Origin of the sequence: Streptomyces sp. NPDC050743, from assembly GCF_044456925.1 — a bacterium.
Taxonomy (GTDB): domain Bacteria; phylum Actinomycetota; class Actinomycetes; order Streptomycetales; family Streptomycetaceae; genus Streptomyces.
Map to the genome: position 1 here is coordinate 98,156 of NZ_JBITGJ010000014.1, position 16,923 is coordinate 115,078.

Genomic DNA, 16,923 nt, shown 5'->3' on the forward strand with positions numbered 1-16,923 from the left:
CCGCACCGCCATGGCGGCACGCACCCCAGATTCTTCCTGGCCGGGCCGCTGGTTGCGAACCCGGTGATATTCGGGGTGTCTCAGTACCTACCATGCCAAAGCGGATGGATCAGCGCTGCAACAGCGCGAACGACGCCCCCTGATTGTCGGTGACGACGGCCACTCGTCCGTACGACGTCTCGAAGGGTGGCGCCTGCACCCGGCCGCCGAGCCGCTGTACGGCCCCGAGGGCGTCGTCGAGGTCGGCGACCCGGAAGTGGGTGAGGAAGTGCGGGGGCATCTCGGCGGGGAAGACGTCGGTGACGTCGGCGCGGCCGAAGTCGGGCTCGGCCTCGGTGCCGAACAGGGCGTCGTGGAAGAGGCCGCCGTAGAAGTCGTTGGCGGCCGCGGTGTCCCGGGTGTAGAGCTCGGCCCAGACGAAGGTGCCGGGCTCGTGCCGCCGCTCGAAGCCCCGGTGGCGGCCCGGCTGCCACAGCGCGAACACCGCGCCCTCGGGGTCGGTGGCGAGGGCGGCGACCCCGAGGTCGCCCACCGGGAACGGGGCCATGACCACCTGTCCGCCGGCCGCGGTGATCCGCCGGCCCAGGGCCTCGGCGTCCGGGGTGGCGAAGGACACCGTCCAGACGGTGGGCATACGGCCGTCGATCTTCGGTGCCAGCGAGGCGACGAGCGCCCCGTCCAGCCGGGCCCACACCGAGGAGCCGTAGGCGTCCTCGAAGGTCCACCCGAAGAGCTCACCGTAGAACCGCTTGCCCGCCTCGACATCGGCGAGCTGGGCGTCCACCCAGCAGGGCACACCCTCCCCGTATGTCTCCACTGCCTCTTCGGCCTCTTCATTCCCGGATGCCCTGTTTTCGGCCATGCCGTCAAAGTAACCGGGCCGCACCCACCACGCAGACCAGGCACACCACCCTCAGAGCACCCTTGCACCCCATTTGCAGTCGGCCGAATCGCGCTCCGATCACCCCTCGGTAAGCTGACGGCATGACAGGACAAGTGCGTACCGTCGACGGCCGCGTGGCCGGCCGGCGTGGGCAGGCGACCCGGCAGAAGCTGCTCGACTGCCTCAGCGAGATGCTCAGCTCCTCCCCCTACCGGGACGTCAAGGTCATCGATGTCGCCCGGAAGGCGGGAACTTCACCCGCGACCTTCTACCAGTACTTCCCCGACGTCGAAGGCGCCGTCCTGGAGATCGCCGAGCAAACGGCGGCCGAGGGCGCGGGATTGACCGAACTGCTCCAGGGGCGGTCCTGGGCCGGCAAGTCGGGATGGCAGACCGCCCAGGAACTCGTGGAGGGGTTCCTGGAGTTCTGGCGCAAGAACGACGCGATCCTGCGGGTCGTCGACCTCGGCGCGGCCGAGGGGGACAAACGCTTCTACAAGATCCGCATGAAGATCCTGAACTCGGTGAACAACTCCCTCGCGGAGTCCATCACCGAGTTGCAGTCCAAGGGCAGGGTCGACAAGGACGTGAACCCGGCGGCGATGGCCGGCTCGCTCGTCGCGATGCTCGCGGCGGTGGCGGCTCACCAGAAGGGTTTTTCCTCCTGGGGCGTGAAACAGGCCGAACTCAAGCCGAATCTCGCCCTCTTGGTGCATCTGGGCGTGACCGGGAAGAAGCCGAGCAAGTAGCACACGGCCGAGACATATCCTTTTTTTCCTTGCCCAAGTCCTGTCTGGCAGGCGGTGGTTCATGTGCCTTTCGCGCGCGGTGAATCACCGCCTGCTCCGTTATGCGGGCAGCGGACGGTCCTTGACGACGTGCTTCATCACCAGCGTCGACGTCAGCCGCTGCACTCCCGGCAGGGTCGCCAGTTGCTCGTCGTACAGCCGCTGGAAGGCCGCGAGGTCGGCGGTGGCGACCCGGAGCAGGTAGTCGGGCTCGCCGAACAGCCGCTGGGCGTCGAGTACGTGCTCCAGCTCGCCGACCGCCCGCTCGAACTCGGCGACCGTGTCCCGGTCCTCCTGCCGCATGGACACGAAGACGAGCGCCTCGAAGTTCAGCCCGAGCGCCGCCGCGTCCACCACCGCCCGGTAGCCCTGGATGGCACCGGAGCGCTCCAGCTCGCGCAGCCGGCGGTGGCAGGGCGAGACGCTGAGGCGCACCCGGGCGGCCAGCTCGGTCACGGTCAGCCGCCCGTCCTGCTGCAGCTCGGCAAGGATTTTCCGGTCCACGTCGTCCATGAGGCAGATCTTCCCCCAGAGCCCGCGACGGCGAGCAAACTTCGGGAACACTTTCGCGCCATTCACGCCTAATGTCCCCGTCATGGACTCGGGACTGCTCTTCTCCTTCCTCGCCGTGGACCTGCTGCTGGTGTGCGTACCGGGCGCCGACTGGGCGTATGTGATCGCGGCCGCCCTGCGCCGCGGCTCGGTGCCGCGCGCGGTGGCCGGGCTGGTCTGCGGCTACGCCGTGCACACGGCCCTGGCGACGGCGGGCCTCGCGGTCCTGGTGGCGGGCTCGCCGAGGCTGCTGACGGTCCTGACGGTGGCGGGCGCGGGGTATCTGCTGTGGCTCGGCTGGGGTGTGCTGCGCCGCCCGGCGGTTCCGGGCGCGGCGGACGAGGTCCAGGCCGCCGGCGAGGGGCGCCTCTTCCTCCGCGGCGCCACGATCAGCGGCCTCAACCCCAAGGGCCTGCTGCTCTACCTCTCCGTCCTCCCCCAGTTCCTCACCCTGCGCGGCGCCCACCTGCCCGTCCCGGTCCAGACGGCGGCCCTCGGCCTGCTCCACATGGCCTGCTGCGCGGCCGTCTACCTCGCCGTCGGCGCGTTGTCGCGGGCGCTGCTGTCCGCGCGGCCGACGGCGGCCCGGGCGGTGACCCGGACGTCGGGGGCGGCGATGCTGGGCATCGGCGCGGTTCTCCTGGCGGAGCGCCTGGCCACGTTGTAGGTTCGGCCGTCTTCCGGCCGCGGGTTCGTGGCGGTCGCCCGCGCGGTTCCCCGCGCCCCTCAGGGGGTTTCCGTGATCCGGAACAGGCGGATCTCCCTCGTCACCCGGGCCTGGTACGCGGCGTACGGCGGCCAGAACTCCAGGAGTGCCGTCCAGGCCTGCGCCCGCTCCTGCCCGGTGAGAAGCCGGGCGGTGACGGGGACGTCCCGGCCCTTCCAGCTGATCACGGCGTCCGGGTGGGCGAGCAGGTTGTGGCTCCAGGCGGGATGCCCGGGCCGCCCGAAGTTGGAGCCGACCAGCAGCCAGTTCCTGCCGTCGTCCTCCGGCATGCAGGCCAGCGGGGTGCGGCGGGGCAGGCCGCTGCGGGCGCCGGTGGTCGTGAGGATCACCCCGGGCAGCATCCGGGTGCTGAGCAGGTACCGCCCCCCGGTGAGCCGGTGGACCGCCCGGTCGAGCGCCGGGATCACATGGGGCGCGACCTTCGCGAACCCGCGCGTCGAGGACACCTTCTGCACCATCCGGACGCCGATCACACCGTCACCTCCCCGCCCGCGAAGAGCCCGGCGGCCTCGGCGGCCCGGTCTCGCAGCCGGTGCACCGGTCCGAACAGCAGCTCGTCCCCGGCGGCCCGCTTGAAGTACAGCTGGGCGTCGTGCTCCCAGGTGAACCCGATCCCGCCGTGCAACTGGATCCCTTCGGCGGCGGCCCTGCGCAGCGCCTCCAGGGCCTGGGCCAGCGCGAGCCCACCACTTCGTTCGCCCTGAGCGCCCAGGGACCCGGCACCGGCGCCGCAGGCCCACGCGGCGTGGTACGCGGCGGACCGAGCCGCCTGCACCCCTACGTACACGTCGGCCAGCCGATGCTTCACCGCCTGGAAGGAGCCGACGGGCCGCCCGAACTGCTCGCGCTGTCCGACGTACTCCACGGTCCGCTCCAGCACCCGTTCCGCCGCCCCGACGGCCTCGCAGGCGAGCACCGCGGCGGCCCCGTCACCGAGTGCGGCCAGGGCGGGCAGCACGTCCGCGCTCTCCTCGCCGAGCAACTCCACCCGGACGTCACGGAATTGGACGCGCCCCTGCGGCCGGGTGGCGTCCAGCGCGGTCTGCCGGGCCCGTACGACACCGGGCGCGTTGCCGGCCACCAGGAACAGCAGGGTCCGGGACCGGGCGAAGCCGCCGGTGTGCGCGGCGACGAGCAGCAGCCCCGCGCTGTGCCCGTCCAGCACCTGGTCGGCCTGCCCGTACAGCCGCCAGTCACCGTCGGCACGCCGGGCCTGGACACCCCCGGCCCGTCCGCCGCCTGCGGCGAAGCCGCCGTTGTCGCGGGTCAGGGCGAGTGCCGTGGTGAGGGCCGGGCCGGGGACGGCGAGGGCGGCGGTGAGGGTGCCGGCGGCCAGGCGGGGCAGCAGCTCGGCGCGCTGGGCCGGCGTGCCGAGGGCGAGGATCAGCGGGGCGGTGAGCACGGAGGTGGCGAGCAGCGGGGAGGGGGCGAGCGCCCGGCCGGTCTCCTCGCAGGCGAGGGCGAGTTCGGTGACCGAGCAGCCGACGCCACCGTACCGTTCGGGCAGGGCGAGCCCGGGCAGGCCGAGCTGGTCGGCGAGGGCCGACCACAGGAGGGGGTCGTGTCCGGCCGGGCTGTCGACCGCGGTGCGCAGCTCGGGCGAACCGCACCGCTTGTGCAGCAGCTCGCGCAGGGTGCGGCGGATCTCGTCCTGCTCGGCGGTCAGGCGCGTGTCCATGGCTGGTCCCTCATCCCTCCCGAGCCGATCTGACGGACCGTCATGTTAGGGCGCGAGGGCGGGAATGCCCAGGGTCACGACACCTGCCGCGAGCCGCCATATCTGATGTACCGTCAGATTTATGACGGCTGGGAGCAGGAAGGTCGCCGTGGTCGGTGTGGCCCTCTCCGACTGCGGACGCGTGGACGACGCCACCCCGTACACCCTGCACGCGCAGGCCGCCCGCCGCGCTCTCGCGGACGCGGGGCTCGACCGCGCCCGGGTCGACGGCCTCGCCTCGGCGGGCCTCGGCACCCTGGCCCCGGTGGAGGTGGCCGAGTATCTGGGCCTGCGCCCCACCTGGGTGGACTCCACCTCGGTCGGCGGCTCGACCTGGGAAGTCATGGCCGCGCACGCCGCGGACGCGATAGCGGCGGGCCACGCGAACGCCGTCCTCCTCGTCTACGGCTCGACGGCACGCGCGGACATCAGGGCGGGCCGCAGGACGGGCGAGGTGTCCTTCGGCGCCCGCGGTCCCCTCCAGTTCGAGGCCCCCTACGGCCACACCCTGATCGCCAAGTACGCGATGGCCGCCCGCCGCCACATGATCGAACACGGCACGACCGTCGAGCAGTTGGCCGAGGTGGCGGTCCAGGCCCGGGCCAACGCGGGCCTGAACCCCGAGGCGATGTTCCGCGACCCGGTCACGGTCGACGACGTCCTGGCCGGCCCGATGATCGCCGCCCCCTTCACCAGGCTGCACTGCTGTCTGCGCTCGGACGGCGGCGCGGCGGTGCTGCTGGCGGCCGAGGAGTACGCACGGGACTGCCGTACGACCCCCGTCTGGGTCCTCGGCACCGGGGAGCACGTCTCGCACGCGGCGATGTCCGAGTGGACGGACTTCACGGTGTCCCCGGCGGCGGTGAGCGGACGGCTGGCGTTCGAGCGGGCGGGGGTGCGGCCGCGGGAGATGGACTTCGCCCAGATCTACGACGCCTTCACCTACATGACCCTGGTGACCCTGGAGGACCTGGGCTTCTGCCGGAAGGGCGAGGGCGGGGCGTTCGTGGAGAAGGGCCGGCTGCTGGTGCGGGGCGGCGAGTTGCCGGTGAACACGGACGGGGGCGGCCTCTCGGCCCAGCATCCCGGCATGCGCGGGCTGTTCCTGCTGGTGGAGGCGGTACGGCAACTGCGCGGGGAGGCCGGGGAGCGGCAGGTGCGGACGCGGGACGGGCGGCTGCCGAGGCTGGGGGTGGCGTCCGGGACGGGGGGCTGGTTCTGCTCGTCGGGGACGGTGGTCCTCGGCCGGTGAGGCCTCCTCCTCAATCCTTCTCCAGCAGTCGGCGCCAGATGCGGGTTCGGTGCAGGACGTAGAGGGAGCCGAGCAGGACGACCAGCTGCAGCCCCACGGCGAGCAGCCAGAACTCGTCCCTGGTCTCCAGCCTGTTCGTCAGGAACGTGAAGTTCATGCCGAAGAACCCGGTGATGAACGACAGCGACAGGAAGATCACCGACACGATGGCCAGCCGGTTGATCACGCCGTTCTGCTCGCCCGCGACGAGCGAGGAGTAACTGGCGAAGGCCCGGCGGGTGGCGTCCTGGAGGGACTCGACGTCGGCGAGCACCAGCCGTCCGGCGGTCTGGAACCCCTGGGCACGCCGCTGCCGCTCCTCGGGGAAGGTGGGGCTCATCATCCGGCGGGTGAGGATCTCGTCGGTCGCCTGGAGGTAGGGCCGCAGGGCGTGGTGCAGGAGGGCGGAGCGCCGCCGCAGCTGCGCCAGCCGGTAGACCTGCTCGGGGCGCCGGTCCTCGAACATGTCGTCCTCCAGCTCCTCGGACTGCAGCAGGGCCTGCACGGCCGCCCGGCGGAAGGTGTCCAGGGCCTCCTGGAGCAGCAGGAAGAGCACGGCGACGGTGTCGTCGGGCCGCTCGTGCCGCAACGCCGCGGTGATGCTCCCGGCCAGTCCGGCCTGCCCCCGGTGCACGGTGGCCAGGAACCGCTCGGTCACCACCACGTGGAGGTGGGCGATCTCGTCCTCGTGCACCACCGGCACGACGAAGGCGGCCCGGTCCCCCAGGAACTCCGCCCGCGCGGGCTCGCCCTCCCTGCCGAACCAGTCCAGGTCCTCGCCGTCCAGGCCGAGCTGATCGGCGATCGGCGGGCTCTGCGCCGGCGCGTGCTCTGGCAGCTCGACGTCGACCAGCAGGAAGGAGTCGACGGCCAGCCGCTCACGCGCCTCCGAGAGGTCCGTACAGGTGATGGTCATCTCGGGCATCGACACCACCGTTACGATCATCGCCCCTCACCGTCATTCCCGGGCCCGTGGCTCCGAGCGTCCCCGGGCTCCGGCGGCCCCGCACCCGGAATCACCCGTGTGCGTCGCGGGAGGACTGCCGAACGGATGGCGGCCCGGTCGTCCTCGCCCGCGCCGACGGCGGCCCGGTGGCGATACTCGGCACATGGAAACGGATCTCCACGCACTGCTGACGTCGCTGCGGGTATGGGACCCGGACGTCACGGACCTGCGGCCCTTCGACCCGGACACCGCCCCGCCGACCCCGCTGCACCTGTTCACGAGCTGGTTCGCGGACGCGGTGGCGGCCGGGCAGCCCGAGCCGCACACGATGTCGCTGGCCACGGTGGACGAGGAGGGCAGGCCCGACGTGCGGATCGTGATGCTGCACGGCGCCGATGCGGACGGCTGGACCTTCGGCACGCACGCCACGAGCCGCAAGGGCCGGGCCCTGAGCGCACACCCCCAGGCGGCCCTGGCCTTCTACTGGCCGGTGCTGGGCCGCCAGGTCCGGCTGCGCGGGCCGGTGACCGCGGCGCCGTCCCGGGAGAGCCAGGCGGACCTGCAGGCCCGCTCGACGGGCGCGCTGGCCGCGGCGCTCACCGGTCGGCAGAGCGAGGAGCTGTCCTCACTGGAGGAGTTGCGGCGGGCGTCCCAGGCCGCGTGGGAGCGGGCGCGCGAGAACCCCGCCGAGCCGTCCCCTACCTGGACGCTGTACCGCCTGCGCCCCGAGACGGTGGAGTTCTTCCAGGGGGACGCGGACCGGCGGCACGTGCGGCTGGAGTACCGGAGCACCGGGTTCGGCTGGAGCAGGACGTTGCTCTGGCCTTGAGCCGGGGCGCCCCCGGTGGGCGCTCAGGCTTCCGCCACCAGCCGGCGGGCCAGACGCGCCAGGTCCCGGATCGCCGGGTGTGACGGGGTGCCTCGGTGCCAGGCGAGGAGGAGGGGGACCGCAGGGGCGTCGGTCAGGGGGCGAAAGACGATCGCGAGGTGCGTGTGGACGCCCGGTGTCGCCGTCGTCGTGACGCCCACCGCCCGCCCGGCCGCGATGGCCTGGAGGTGCTCGGCCCGCTCGCGCTGTCCGTCGTCGCCGCGCGCCGGGCGGTGAGCCTGCTGTGGGCGGGGCCGGCGCTCGCCGGAGTCCTGCTGCTCGGGCAGGAGGGCCTGGGGCGGCTCAGTCTGCCCGGCGCCGGGTTCGCGCTCGGCGCGGGGGCGCTGTGGGCGGCGTACATCGTCTTCAACTCGCGGACCGGCGCCCGCTTTCCACGGCTCGACGGGCTGGCCGTGGCGATGGCCGTGGCCGCGCTGCTGAGCCTGCCGCTGGGCGTCGCCTCGGCCGGCACCGCGCTGCTGCGGCCGGGGACGCTGGGGCTCGGGCTGGCCGTGGCCCTGCTGTCCTCCGGGCTGCCGTACACCCTGGAGCTGCTGGCCCTGCGCCGGCTGCCCGCCCCGACGTTCGCGATCCTGATGAGCCTGGCCCCGGCGATCGCGACCCTGGCCGGCTTCCTGGTCCTCGGCCAGACCCTGTCGGCCGCCCAGTGCCTGGCCATCGCCCTGGTGGTGACGGCGAGCGCGGGGGCGGTACGGGCGGGACGCGGGTAGCCCCGCCGGGCGTTCCGGGACCGGGGCACCCTGCGCCGCGGGCGCCCTGGCGCCCCGGCGCCGTCAGTCGCCGAACCGCCACACCGCGAAGTCCGCCACCGGCCGGTAGCCGATCCGCTGGTACAGCCCGTTACTCGTCGGGTTGTCGAGGTCGGTGAAGAGCAGGATCTCCGAAACCCCGGCCTCGCGCGCGGCCCGGCTCACCTCCGCCGTGGCCGCGCCGGCGTATCCGCGGCCACGCAGGGCCGCCGGGGTGTAGACGGGGGCGATGCGGACCTGGCCGGCGATCTCCGGGGTGACTCCGGCCAGGGAGACGGGCGTGCCGTCAGGGGTCTCCCAGAGGGTGACGCCGCCGTGAGCGATCCGGGCGTCGGCCCACTCGGCCCTGTCGCCGCCGGTGGTGTGTTCGATGTCCGTGTCGAACTCGCCCTTCCAGCGGATCAGCAGCTCTCGGTCCTCGGGCCCGGCGATCCGCACCCGCCCCTCCGGCCGGGGCCTCGGCACGGTCAACTCGGCCAGCCGATACAGCCGTTGATGCTTGCGGAGGGTGGCCGACGTACCGGTGCGCCGCCGCCAGGCCGCCACGAAGGCCTCGGCCGTCTCCTGCCGGGCGGAGAGGCCGGGCACCGGGTGGTCCAGGTCCGCGAGCCGGGCGGCCAGCGCGTCGGCCTCCCGGTCGGTGAGCGGGGTGACGTGGAGGTGGAAGGGCGGCGTGTGGAGCAGGGCCGCGCGCACGGTGCCGTCGTCGAGGACGCCGAAACGGGGGGCCTCGGAGCCGTAGATGTGCGGCCCGCGGCGGCGCAGCGCGTCCGTCACGGTCAGCGGCACCGTGTGCAGGGCCGGCCGGGAACGCAGGAAGTCGCCCGCGCGGGTCAGGAACTCGTCCAGGTCTTCCGTGAAATGCCAGTTCTCAGGGCGCATACGTCCCATGGTCGGCGCGAGCCTCCGGGCGGAACACCGGTTTTCCCTCCACGAACGCCACCCGCAGCGGCAGCCCGGCCCGCAGGTCCGCGTCCGCGCACTCCACCACCTGCGTCATCATCCGCGGGCCCTCCGCCAGATCGACCACCGCGGCCACGTACGGCGTGCGCTCACCGAAGGGCGGCAGGTCGTTGCGGTGGACGGTGGACCAGGTGTAGAGCACGGCCCGGCCGCTCGCCTCCTCCCAGGCCACCTCCTCGCTCCAGCAGTGCGGACAGAACTCGCGCGGGTAGTGGTGGGCCCGGCGGCAGGCCCCGCAGCGGCGGATCAGCAGCCGGCCCCGCGCGGCCGCCTCCCAGTAGGGGCGCGTGAAGGCGTCCGGCTCGGGAAGGTCGTAGCGGACCGCGGCCATCAGAACCACCCCAGCCACGCGTCCAGCGACCAGGTCTGCCACGCCATCCCGAAGAACCCGACGAACGAGACGAGCGCCATCATCGAGTTCTGGCCCTGCTCGGCCCAGTCGTGGATCATCAGCACGAAGTAGATCGCGTTCAGCAGCAGTCCGCCCAGCAGCGCGACCGGCGTCAGAAAGCCGAGGACCAGGCCGAGGCCGAGGGAGAGTTCGGCGTAGGCGACGACGTACGCCATGAGCTTCGGGTGCGGCCTCACCAGTGCGTCGAACCCGGTCCGCACCGGCGTCCAGCGGTGCTTCTCCGCGATCTCCGCGGCCCACGCGATGCCGCTGCCCCGCTCGAACCAGGCCTTCTTGTCCTTGTGCCGCCAGCTTTCCAGCCACCACAGACCGAGACCGATCCGCAGCACCGCCAGCCACTCCGCGCCGCCGAGCCATATCGAGTCCATGACACCTGACGGTACGTCAGATCACGGGCGATGCCCACCTGTGAGTCCACCCCGCATCACTCCGGAATCGCACTGGTGGATCGTCGAACCTCGGCCCGTCGGCACGCACTTCCCCCTCATCCGTGTGGGCTACGCCACCTGCGGCGGGCACTTCTCCACACACGTGATCAATCCGCAACCAATTCCGGTCTTGACCGAGACCCATCAACCGGGTGCGTGATTACGCTCCCGAACATGGCCGACTCCCGTTCCGCTTCCGTACAGCTCTCCGCCACGCCCGCCGACCGCCCGGTCTACGTCATCGGCGCCGGTCCGGGAGGTCTGGCCGCCGCGTACGCGCTGCGGGCACGGGGCATACGCGCCGTGGTGCTGGAGCGGGCCGACCGTGTGGGCGCCTCCTGGCACGGGCACTACGACCGTCTGCGTCTGCACACCACCCGGCGGCTGTCCGCACTGCCGGGCCTGAAGATCCCCCGGAAGTTCGGGCGCTGGGTGTCCCGCGACGACGTGGTGCGCTATCTGGAGAAGTACGCCGAGCACCACGAGCTGGAGATCGTCACCGGCGTGGAGGTCTTCCGCGTCGAGCGGGCCGGGGACGGCACCGGCTGGCTGCTGCACGCCTCCGGCGGGCGCGAGCTGACCGGCAGCGCGGTGGTCGTCGCCACCGGCTACAACCACACCCCGCACGTCCCCGACTGGCCGGGCCTGGCGGAGTACGGCGGGGAGTTCCTGCACGCCTCCGAGTACCGCAACGCGAAGCCGTACGACGGCCGCGACGTCCTCGTTGTCGGCGTCGGCAACACGGGCGCCGAGATCGCCGTCGACCTGGCGGAGGGCGGGGCCTCGCGCGTGCGGCTGTCCGTGCGCACAGCCCCGCACATCGTGCGCCGCTCGACCGCTGGCTGGGCCGCCCAGTACACGGGCGTGCTGGTACGACAGCTGCCGGTCGGCCTCGTCGACCGGCTGGCGAAGCCGATGGCCAGGCTGAGCGTTCCGGACCTCTCCGGCCACGGCCTGCCCCGCCCCGACACCGGCCTCTACAGCCGGGTCAACGAGGGGTCGATCCCGGTGCAGGACGTTGGCATCATCGACGGCGTCCGTAGAGGCCGGATCGAGATCGTGCCCGCGATCGAGGGTTTCGAGGACGACAAGGTCCTCCTCGCCGACGGAAGCCGCGTCGGGCCGGACGTCACCATTGCAGCCACCGGCTACGTCCGCGCCCTGGAAGACCTCGTCGGCCACCTCTGCGTGCTCGACACACACGGCAAGCCGGTCGTCCATGGCGCCCGCACGCCAGTCAACGCGCCAGGCCTCTACTTCCAGGGTTACACCAACCCCATCAGCGGCATGCTCCGCGAACTGGCCATCGACGCACGCAAAATCGCGAAGGCCATCGCCCGGGACACCGTAGGACCGTCCCGGCTACCGGGGTGACGGCCTCACGGCATCCGGCCATGAGCCAGGCGCGGTACCCGCACCGCCGCGCAGGAGGAATGCCGGGTCGGACAGTTCGGTGATGTGCCGTCCCTGCGGAACTACCGCCACCGTCCGTCTTGGTCCGCCCGCTGTCAGTACGGCGCCCTAAGATCTGCGCCACATGGGTGACCCCGGCGGAGTACCTGACGGCCTCCGGGCAGGGAACCGAGGTCTACCAACACCCGACGATCCCCCCAGTACATGTAGTGGGAGAGATCCGCTCTGGCGTCCTGGCCGTGATGGGGACCGCCGAAGCCGAACTCCCAGAGCTTAAGGATCCTGGATCGGGCGTCGTCAATCCCGGCGGCGGCTTCCGGGAGACGGCGCTGGACGTCGGGAAGATCGCGAAAGTTGTGGCCGGGCATCTGCGTTCCCGGCGGTGACTTCGCGATCCGCCACCCGGCGGTGTCGTCGGCGCGCCCCACCCGCCGCTGACTTCGCCCGGTCCGACCAGTTCCTGACGCTGCGTCAGTTCAGTAACCTGACAGAGCGTCAGTTTACTTGTGCTGTCTCACAGGAGCGGGCGGACCGATGCTTGGATCAACCCACGGCACCCTCACCACCGACTCCCGCCGGGCCCGGGTCATCGCCTGCGGCGAGCAGCGGCCCGGACCCGCCGTCCACGACCGGGTCGGCGACCTGGACGTCAGCGGGCGCCCGCTGTACGCGGACGTACCGGACCTGAGCCGCTTCTTCCGGCCCGAGTCGGTCGCCGTGATCGGCGCCTCGGACGCGGAGGGACGCCCGAACACCGGGATCACCCGGCAGCTGCTGGCCTGGGCCGAGCGGGTCGGCGCACGCGTGCACCCGGTGCATCCGACCCGCGCCTCGGTCTTCGGCGTGCCCTGCGCCGCCTCCGTCGCCGAACTGCCGGCCGGGCAGGTCGACCTGGCCGTGCTGCTGGTGGCCGACCCGCTGCCGGTGATCGGCGAACTGGCCGACGCCAAGGTGAAGTTCGCGGTCGCCTTCGCCTCCGGGTTCGCCGAGACGGGCGAGGCGGGCGCCGAGGCGCAGCAGCGCCTGGCGGACGCCGTACGCCGCTCGGGGATCCGGCTCCTCGGCCCGAACACCAACCTCAACGCCTTCGAGCACTTCCGCGAGGACCTGACCGGCCCGGCGATAGCGCTGATCACCCAGTCCGGCCACCAGGGCCGCCCCGTCTTCTCGCTCCAGGAGCTCGGCATCCGCCTCTCCCACTGGGCGCCCACCGGCAACGAGGCCGACCTGGAGACCGCCGACTTCCTCGCCTGGTTCGCCGAGCAGCCCGAGGTCGGCGCCATCGCCTGTTACGTGGAGGGCCTGAAGGACGGCCGCGCCTTCCTGCTGGCCGCCGACCGGGCCGCTCGCCGCGGGGTGCCGGTGGTCGCGGTGAAGGTGGGCCGCACCGAGACCGGCGCGCGTACGGCCGCCTCGCACACCGGCAAGCTCACCGGCGCCGACGACGTGGTGGACGCGGCGATGCGCCAGTTCGGCGTCGTACGGGTCGACGGTCTCGACGAACTCCAGGACACCGCCGCCCTGCTGGCGCGGGCGCGGGCGCCGCTGGCGGACGGGGTCGCGGTGTACTCGATCTCCGGTGGCACCGGCGCGCACGCCGCCGACCTGGCCACGGCGGCCGGACTACGGCTTCCCCGCCTGTCGGAGGCCAGGCAGGCCGAGCTGCACCAGTGGATACCGGAGTACCTGAGCGTGGCCAACCCGGTGGACAACGGCGGGCATCCGGTGGGCGACTCGCGCGGCCGGAAGATCATCGACGCGATCCTCGCCGACCCGTCGATCGGCGTCCTGATCTGCCCGATCACCGGCCCCTTCCCGCCGTTGAGCGACAAACTGGTGGCGGATCTGGTCGAGGCGGCCGAGCAGACGGACAAGCTGGTGTGCGTGGTGTGGGGTTCGCCGGTGGGCACCGAGGCGGCCTACCGCGAGGTCCTGCTCGGCTCCTCGCGGGTGGCGACCTTCCGCACGGTGGGCAACTGCCTCAAGGCCGTCCGCGCCTGGCTGGACCACCACGCCTTCGCGAGCGGCTACCGCTCCCCCTTCGACGAGGCCCCGCGCACCCCCTCCCCCTCCTTCCGCAAGGCCGAGGCCCTGATGCGCCCCGGCCGGCAGCTCAGCGAGCACGGGGCCAAGCAGCTGCTGCGCGCCTACGGCATCCGGGTGCCGCGTGAGCAGCTGGTGACCAGCGCGGCGGCGGCCGTCCGGGCGGCGGCCCAGGTCGGCTACCCGGTGGTGATGAAGGCCTCCGGCGCCCAGATCGCCCACAAGACCGAGCTGGGCCTGGTGAAGATCGGCCTGACGTCGGCCAGCCAGGTCAGGGACGCCTACCGCGAGCTGACCGACATCGCCCGCTACGAGGGTGTCCCGCTGGACGGGATCCTGGTGTGCCAGATGGTCGAGCAGGGCGTGGAGATGGTCCTGGGGATGACCCATGACGACCTGTTCGGGCCGACGGTGACAGTGGGCCTCGGCGGGGTCCTGGTGGAGGTCCTGCACGACTCGGCGGTCCGTGTCCCGCCGTTCGGCGAGGACCAGGCCCGCGCCATGCTCACCGAGCTCCGCGGCCGGGCCCTGCTGGACGGCGTCCGGGGCCGCCCGCCCGCCGACCGGGACGCGCTGGTCGAGGTGATCCTGCGGGTCCAGCGCATGGCCCTCGAACTGGGCGAGCATATTGCCGAGTTGGACGTCAACCCGCTGATGGTGCTGCCCCGGGGGCAGGGCGCGGTGGCGCTGGACGCGCTGGTGGTGTGCCGATGAGCGAGCTGGAGACCGAGCGCAGCGAACAGGTCGCCCACCTCATCCTGAACCGTCCCGGGTCCCTCAACGCCCTCACGCCCGCGCTGCGGGACGAGCTGATCGACCGCCTTGCCGAGGCATCCGCCGCCCCCGGCATCCGGGCGGTGGTGCTGACCGGCGCGGGCCGGGGCTTCTGCGCGGGCGCGGACCTGAGAGGCGGCACCGGAGGCGACCGGCTGACCGGCGACGTGGCCCGGGTGCTGCGCCAGGGCGCGCAACGCCTGATCGCGGCCGTCCTGGACTGCGAGAAGCCGGTGATCGCCGCCGTGAACGGCACGGCGGCGGGCCTCGGCGCGCACCTGGCGTTCGCCTGCGACCTGGTCCTGGCCGCCGAGTCGGCCCGCTTCATCGAGGTGTTCGTACGGCGGGGGCTGGTACCGGACGGCGGCGGGGCGTACCTGCTGCCCCGCCTGCTGGGCCCCCGGCGGGCGAAGGAGCTGATGTTCTTCGGTGACGCGGTGTCGGCGGCGGAGGCGGAACGCCTGGGCCTGGTAAACCGGGTCGTACCGGACGCGGACCTGGCGAAGACGACCCGGGAGTGGGCGACCCGGCTGGCCTCCGCCCCGACCCGCGCCCTGGCCCTGACCAAGCACCTGGTGAACGCCTCCCTGGAGTCGGACCGGGCCACCGCCTTCGCCGCGGAGGCCTGGGCCCAGGAGCTCAACATGACGACCGAGGACGCGTGGGAGGGCCTGCGGGCGTTCGCGGAGCGCCGGGGGCCGGAGTTCCGGGGGCGGTGAGGGCTCAGTCCCCGGCGCGGTCCAGGGTCCGCAGGGTGCCGGCGTCTGGGTCGCCGAGGAGGACGTAAAGCTGGGGGGCGGACTCGGTGCCGCTGACGGACCAGTGGGTGTCCAGGCCGCAGTCGGTGTCGAGGTGCAGGAGGATGCCGGCGCGGCCGGTGCCGTCCGTGTCGGGGTCGGGCTTCCAGGTGCCGGAGCCCGCGCAGACGACGTAGTCCTTGTAGTCCGGGGCCGACCAGTCGTCGTCCGTGGGTTCGGTGGGGAGTCTGTGGGCCTCGGCCCGGCCGTCGGGGGTGAGACGGAGCTCGGCGCCGTCGTCGCCGCGCCAGACGCCGGTGAGCTGGGCGCGGGTCAACTCGGGCGGCTCGTACTGCGGGATCAGGCCGGCCGCGGAGGCCGCGAGCCCGCCGCCGAGGGCCAGGGCGAAGAGGCCGGCGCAGGCGAGTGCCGAGCGCCACCACACGCCCCACATCGACCAGGGGCGCGTGCGGACGTAGGCGATGCCGAGCGCGGGCAGCAGGCCCAGGGCGGTGAGCACCGAGGCCGTGGTGAGGAAGGGCCGGCCGAAGAGTGCCGTCGCCACCGCGCCCCAGCCGACGGCCGTGACCGCGGCCCCGATCACGCGCCAGGCCCCCTCCGGCCCGCCGAACCGCCGGAGCGCCGGGCGGGCGAGCAGGATCGCGGGCAGCGTCAGCAGGGCCGAGAGGAGCAGGCCGAGGAACGGCAGCAGCAGCGGGGCGAAGACCACCAGACAGGCGATCCCGAGTGCGCCGATGTAGCCGGTCCCGTACTGGTCCTGGCTGCTCAGCCAGATCCACCACAGCAGCCAGGCCGTCGGCAGCTGCGCCGCGTGCACCGGGGCCGCCGCGGCGAGATCACGCCGCAGCGACCGCGGCATCTCCGGGTCACCGGCTCTTTCCCGTTTCTTTTCCCGCCCCATGGCCGCAGATTATGAAGGGCCTGTGCGGACCCTTGTCACCGGACTTCCTATCTGACGGTACGTCAGTTTCAATAGGTGGCGTGATGGGACACGCAGGGGCGGCGGCCGCCGCCGTCCGGTATCTGGGGCGCGGGCCCGTGGAGCCGTTGCCGCGGCCGGAGTTGCGGTGCGTGCGTCAGGACGAGCGGGCTCCGGTGGACCCGGACGAGTTCCGGCGGGTGCTGGGGAGCTTCGCGAGCGGCGTGACGGTGATCACGGCGCCGCCCGCCGAGGAAGAGGGCGGTCCCGCGGGTTTCGCCTGCCAGAGCTTCGCCTCCCTCTCCCTGGAACCGCCCCTGGTCTGCTTCATGGTGGGCCGTACGTCCACCACCTGGCCCCGGATCGCCCGCGCGGGCGTCTTCTGCGTCAACGTGCTCAGCGCCGGCCAGGGCGAGCTGTGCCGGGCCTTCGCGGTGAGCGGCGCGGACAAGTTCGCGGGGGTGGCGTACGACGCGGCACCCGTGTCCGGCTCGCCCCGGCTGGCCGGTGCCGCCGCCTGGATCGACTGCTCCGTCCACGCCGTGCACACCGGGGGCGACCACCTGATCGTGGTGGGCCGGGTGGACGCCCTCGGCACGCAGGAGCCGGGCGAGCCGCTGCTCTTCCACCGGGGGCGGTTCGCCCGGATCCGCAACCCCTAGACCCTGTCC

General features: G+C 72.9%; 18 protein-coding genes and 1 pseudogene. 10 read left to right on the forward strand and 9 right to left on the reverse strand.

Annotated features, from left to right (window positions below; translation table 11 throughout):
* Nucleotides 1–109: 109 nt before the first annotated feature.
* Nucleotides 110–862 (reverse strand): VOC family protein, encoded by a 753-nt coding sequence (locus ACIBJF_RS17015; protein WP_399174483.1) that lies wholly within the window; start codon nucleotides 860–862, stop codon nucleotides 110–112.
* Between the two features lie 134 nt (nucleotides 863–996).
* Between ACIBJF_RS17015 and ACIBJF_RS17020 the strand changes: the two genes are divergently transcribed.
* Nucleotides 997–1,632 carry a TetR family transcriptional regulator gene (locus ACIBJF_RS17020; protein ID WP_399174541.1) on the forward strand — a complete coding sequence of 212 codons (636 nt, stop codon included), beginning with the start codon at nucleotides 997–999 and terminating at the stop codon, nucleotides 1,630–1,632.
* A gap of 99 nt (nucleotides 1,633–1,731) precedes the next feature.
* Here the strand turns inward: ACIBJF_RS17020 and ACIBJF_RS17025 are convergent, their stop codons facing one another.
* Entirely contained in the window at nucleotides 1,732–2,184 is a 453-nt protein-coding gene (locus ACIBJF_RS17025; RefSeq protein WP_399174484.1) for an Lrp/AsnC family transcriptional regulator, read from the reverse strand.
* A gap of 82 nt (nucleotides 2,185–2,266) precedes the next feature.
* On the opposite strand from ACIBJF_RS17025, the gene ACIBJF_RS17030 reads away from it, so the two are divergent.
* Complete coding sequence (locus ACIBJF_RS17030) at nucleotides 2,267–2,890, forward strand: LysE family translocator (RefSeq protein WP_399174485.1); 624 nt, start codon at nucleotides 2,267–2,269, stop codon at nucleotides 2,888–2,890.
* A gap of 59 nt (nucleotides 2,891–2,949) precedes the next feature.
* Here the strand turns inward: ACIBJF_RS17030 and ACIBJF_RS17035 are convergent, their stop codons facing one another.
* A complete protein-coding gene (locus ACIBJF_RS17035) occupies nucleotides 2,950–3,423 on the reverse strand; it encodes a nitroreductase family deazaflavin-dependent oxidoreductase (RefSeq protein ID WP_399174486.1) in 474 nt (157 codons plus the stop codon).
* On the reverse strand, nucleotides 3,420–4,628 hold the full coding sequence (locus ACIBJF_RS17040; protein WP_399174487.1) for an acyl-CoA dehydrogenase family protein: 1,209 nt from the start codon (nucleotides 4,626–4,628) through the stop codon (nucleotides 3,420–3,422). The genes ACIBJF_RS17035 and ACIBJF_RS17040 overlap by 4 nt, the downstream gene beginning before the upstream one ends.
* Nucleotides 4,629–4,749: 121 nt before the next feature.
* Between ACIBJF_RS17040 and ACIBJF_RS17045 the strand changes: the two genes are divergently transcribed.
* Nucleotides 4,750–5,919 (forward strand): thiolase C-terminal domain-containing protein, encoded by a 1,170-nt coding sequence (locus ACIBJF_RS17045; RefSeq protein WP_399174488.1) that lies wholly within the window; start codon nucleotides 4,750–4,752, stop codon nucleotides 5,917–5,919.
* Nucleotides 5,920–5,929: 10 nt separating this feature from the next.
* On the opposite strand, the gene ACIBJF_RS17050 is transcribed toward ACIBJF_RS17045, so the two are convergent.
* Nucleotides 5,930–6,883, reverse strand: coding sequence for a CorA family divalent cation transporter (locus ACIBJF_RS17050; protein ID WP_399174489.1), 954 nt, complete (start codon nucleotides 6,881–6,883; stop codon nucleotides 5,930–5,932).
* Nucleotides 6,884–7,067: 184 nt separating this feature from the next.
* Here ACIBJF_RS17050 and ACIBJF_RS17055 point away from each other — a divergent pair, with 184 nt between their 5' ends.
* On the forward strand, nucleotides 7,068–7,733 hold the full coding sequence (locus tag ACIBJF_RS17055) for a pyridoxal 5'-phosphate synthase (RefSeq protein WP_399174490.1): 666 nt from the start codon (nucleotides 7,068–7,070) through the stop codon (nucleotides 7,731–7,733).
* A 221-nt stretch (nucleotides 7,734–7,954) separates the two neighbouring features.
* Nucleotides 7,955–8,503 (forward strand): annotated as a pseudogene (locus tag ACIBJF_RS17060) (EamA family transporter); the annotation flags it as partial.
* Between the two features lie 63 nt (nucleotides 8,504–8,566).
* On the opposite strand, the gene ACIBJF_RS17065 reads toward ACIBJF_RS17060, so the two are convergent.
* Genes ACIBJF_RS17065 through ACIBJF_RS17075 form a run of 3 tightly spaced genes read right to left on the reverse strand, consistent with a single transcriptional unit; the run spans nucleotide 8,567 to nucleotide 10,285 of the window.
* Complete coding sequence (locus ACIBJF_RS17065) at nucleotides 8,567–9,424, reverse strand: GNAT family N-acetyltransferase (RefSeq protein WP_399174491.1); 858 nt, start codon at nucleotides 9,422–9,424, stop codon at nucleotides 8,567–8,569.
* The gene (locus ACIBJF_RS17070) at nucleotides 9,414–9,836 is read right to left on the reverse strand and encodes a Zn-ribbon domain-containing OB-fold protein (RefSeq protein WP_399174492.1); all 423 of its coding nucleotides are present in this window, start codon (nucleotides 9,834–9,836) and stop codon (nucleotides 9,414–9,416) included. The genes ACIBJF_RS17065 and ACIBJF_RS17070 overlap by 11 nt, the downstream gene beginning before the upstream one ends.
* Entirely contained in the window at nucleotides 9,836–10,285 is a 450-nt protein-coding gene (locus tag ACIBJF_RS17075; RefSeq protein WP_399174493.1) for a DoxX family membrane protein, read from the reverse strand. Before ACIBJF_RS17075 ends, ACIBJF_RS17070 begins: the two co-directional genes overlap by 1 nt.
* A 234-nt stretch (nucleotides 10,286–10,519) precedes the next feature.
* Here ACIBJF_RS17075 and ACIBJF_RS17080 point away from each other — a divergent pair, with 234 nt between their 5' ends.
* The 4 genes from ACIBJF_RS17080 (at nucleotide 10,520) to ACIBJF_RS17095 (ending at nucleotide 15,294) form a co-directional block, all read left to right on the forward strand.
* A complete protein-coding gene (locus ACIBJF_RS17080) occupies nucleotides 10,520–11,719 on the forward strand; it encodes a flavin-containing monooxygenase (protein ID WP_399174494.1) in 1,200 nt (399 codons plus the stop codon).
* A gap of 167 nt (nucleotides 11,720–11,886) precedes the next feature.
* Entirely contained in the window at nucleotides 11,887–12,144 is a 258-nt protein-coding gene (locus ACIBJF_RS17085) for a hypothetical protein (protein ID WP_399174496.1), read from the forward strand.
* 148 nt (nucleotides 12,145–12,292) lie between these two features.
* A complete protein-coding gene (locus tag ACIBJF_RS17090; RefSeq protein WP_399174497.1) occupies nucleotides 12,293–14,515 on the forward strand; it encodes an acetate--CoA ligase family protein in 2,223 nt (740 codons plus the stop codon).
* Complete coding sequence (locus tag ACIBJF_RS17095; RefSeq protein ID WP_399174498.1) at nucleotides 14,512–15,294, forward strand: enoyl-CoA hydratase/isomerase family protein; 783 nt, start codon at nucleotides 14,512–14,514, stop codon at nucleotides 15,292–15,294. Before ACIBJF_RS17090 ends, ACIBJF_RS17095 begins: the two co-directional genes overlap by 4 nt.
* 4 nt (nucleotides 15,295–15,298) lie before the next feature.
* Here the strand turns inward: ACIBJF_RS17095 and ACIBJF_RS17100 are convergent, their stop codons facing one another.
* Nucleotides 15,299–16,234, reverse strand: a complete 936-nt coding sequence (locus tag ACIBJF_RS17100; RefSeq protein ID WP_399174499.1) for a hypothetical protein — start codon at nucleotides 16,232–16,234, stop codon at nucleotides 15,299–15,301.
* A gap of 83 nt (nucleotides 16,235–16,317) precedes the next feature.
* Between ACIBJF_RS17100 and ACIBJF_RS17105 the strand changes: the two genes are divergently transcribed.
* A complete protein-coding gene (locus tag ACIBJF_RS17105) occupies nucleotides 16,318–16,914 on the forward strand; it encodes a flavin reductase family protein (RefSeq protein ID WP_399174500.1) in 597 nt (198 codons plus the stop codon).
* Nucleotides 16,915–16,923: the final 9 nt, after the last annotated feature.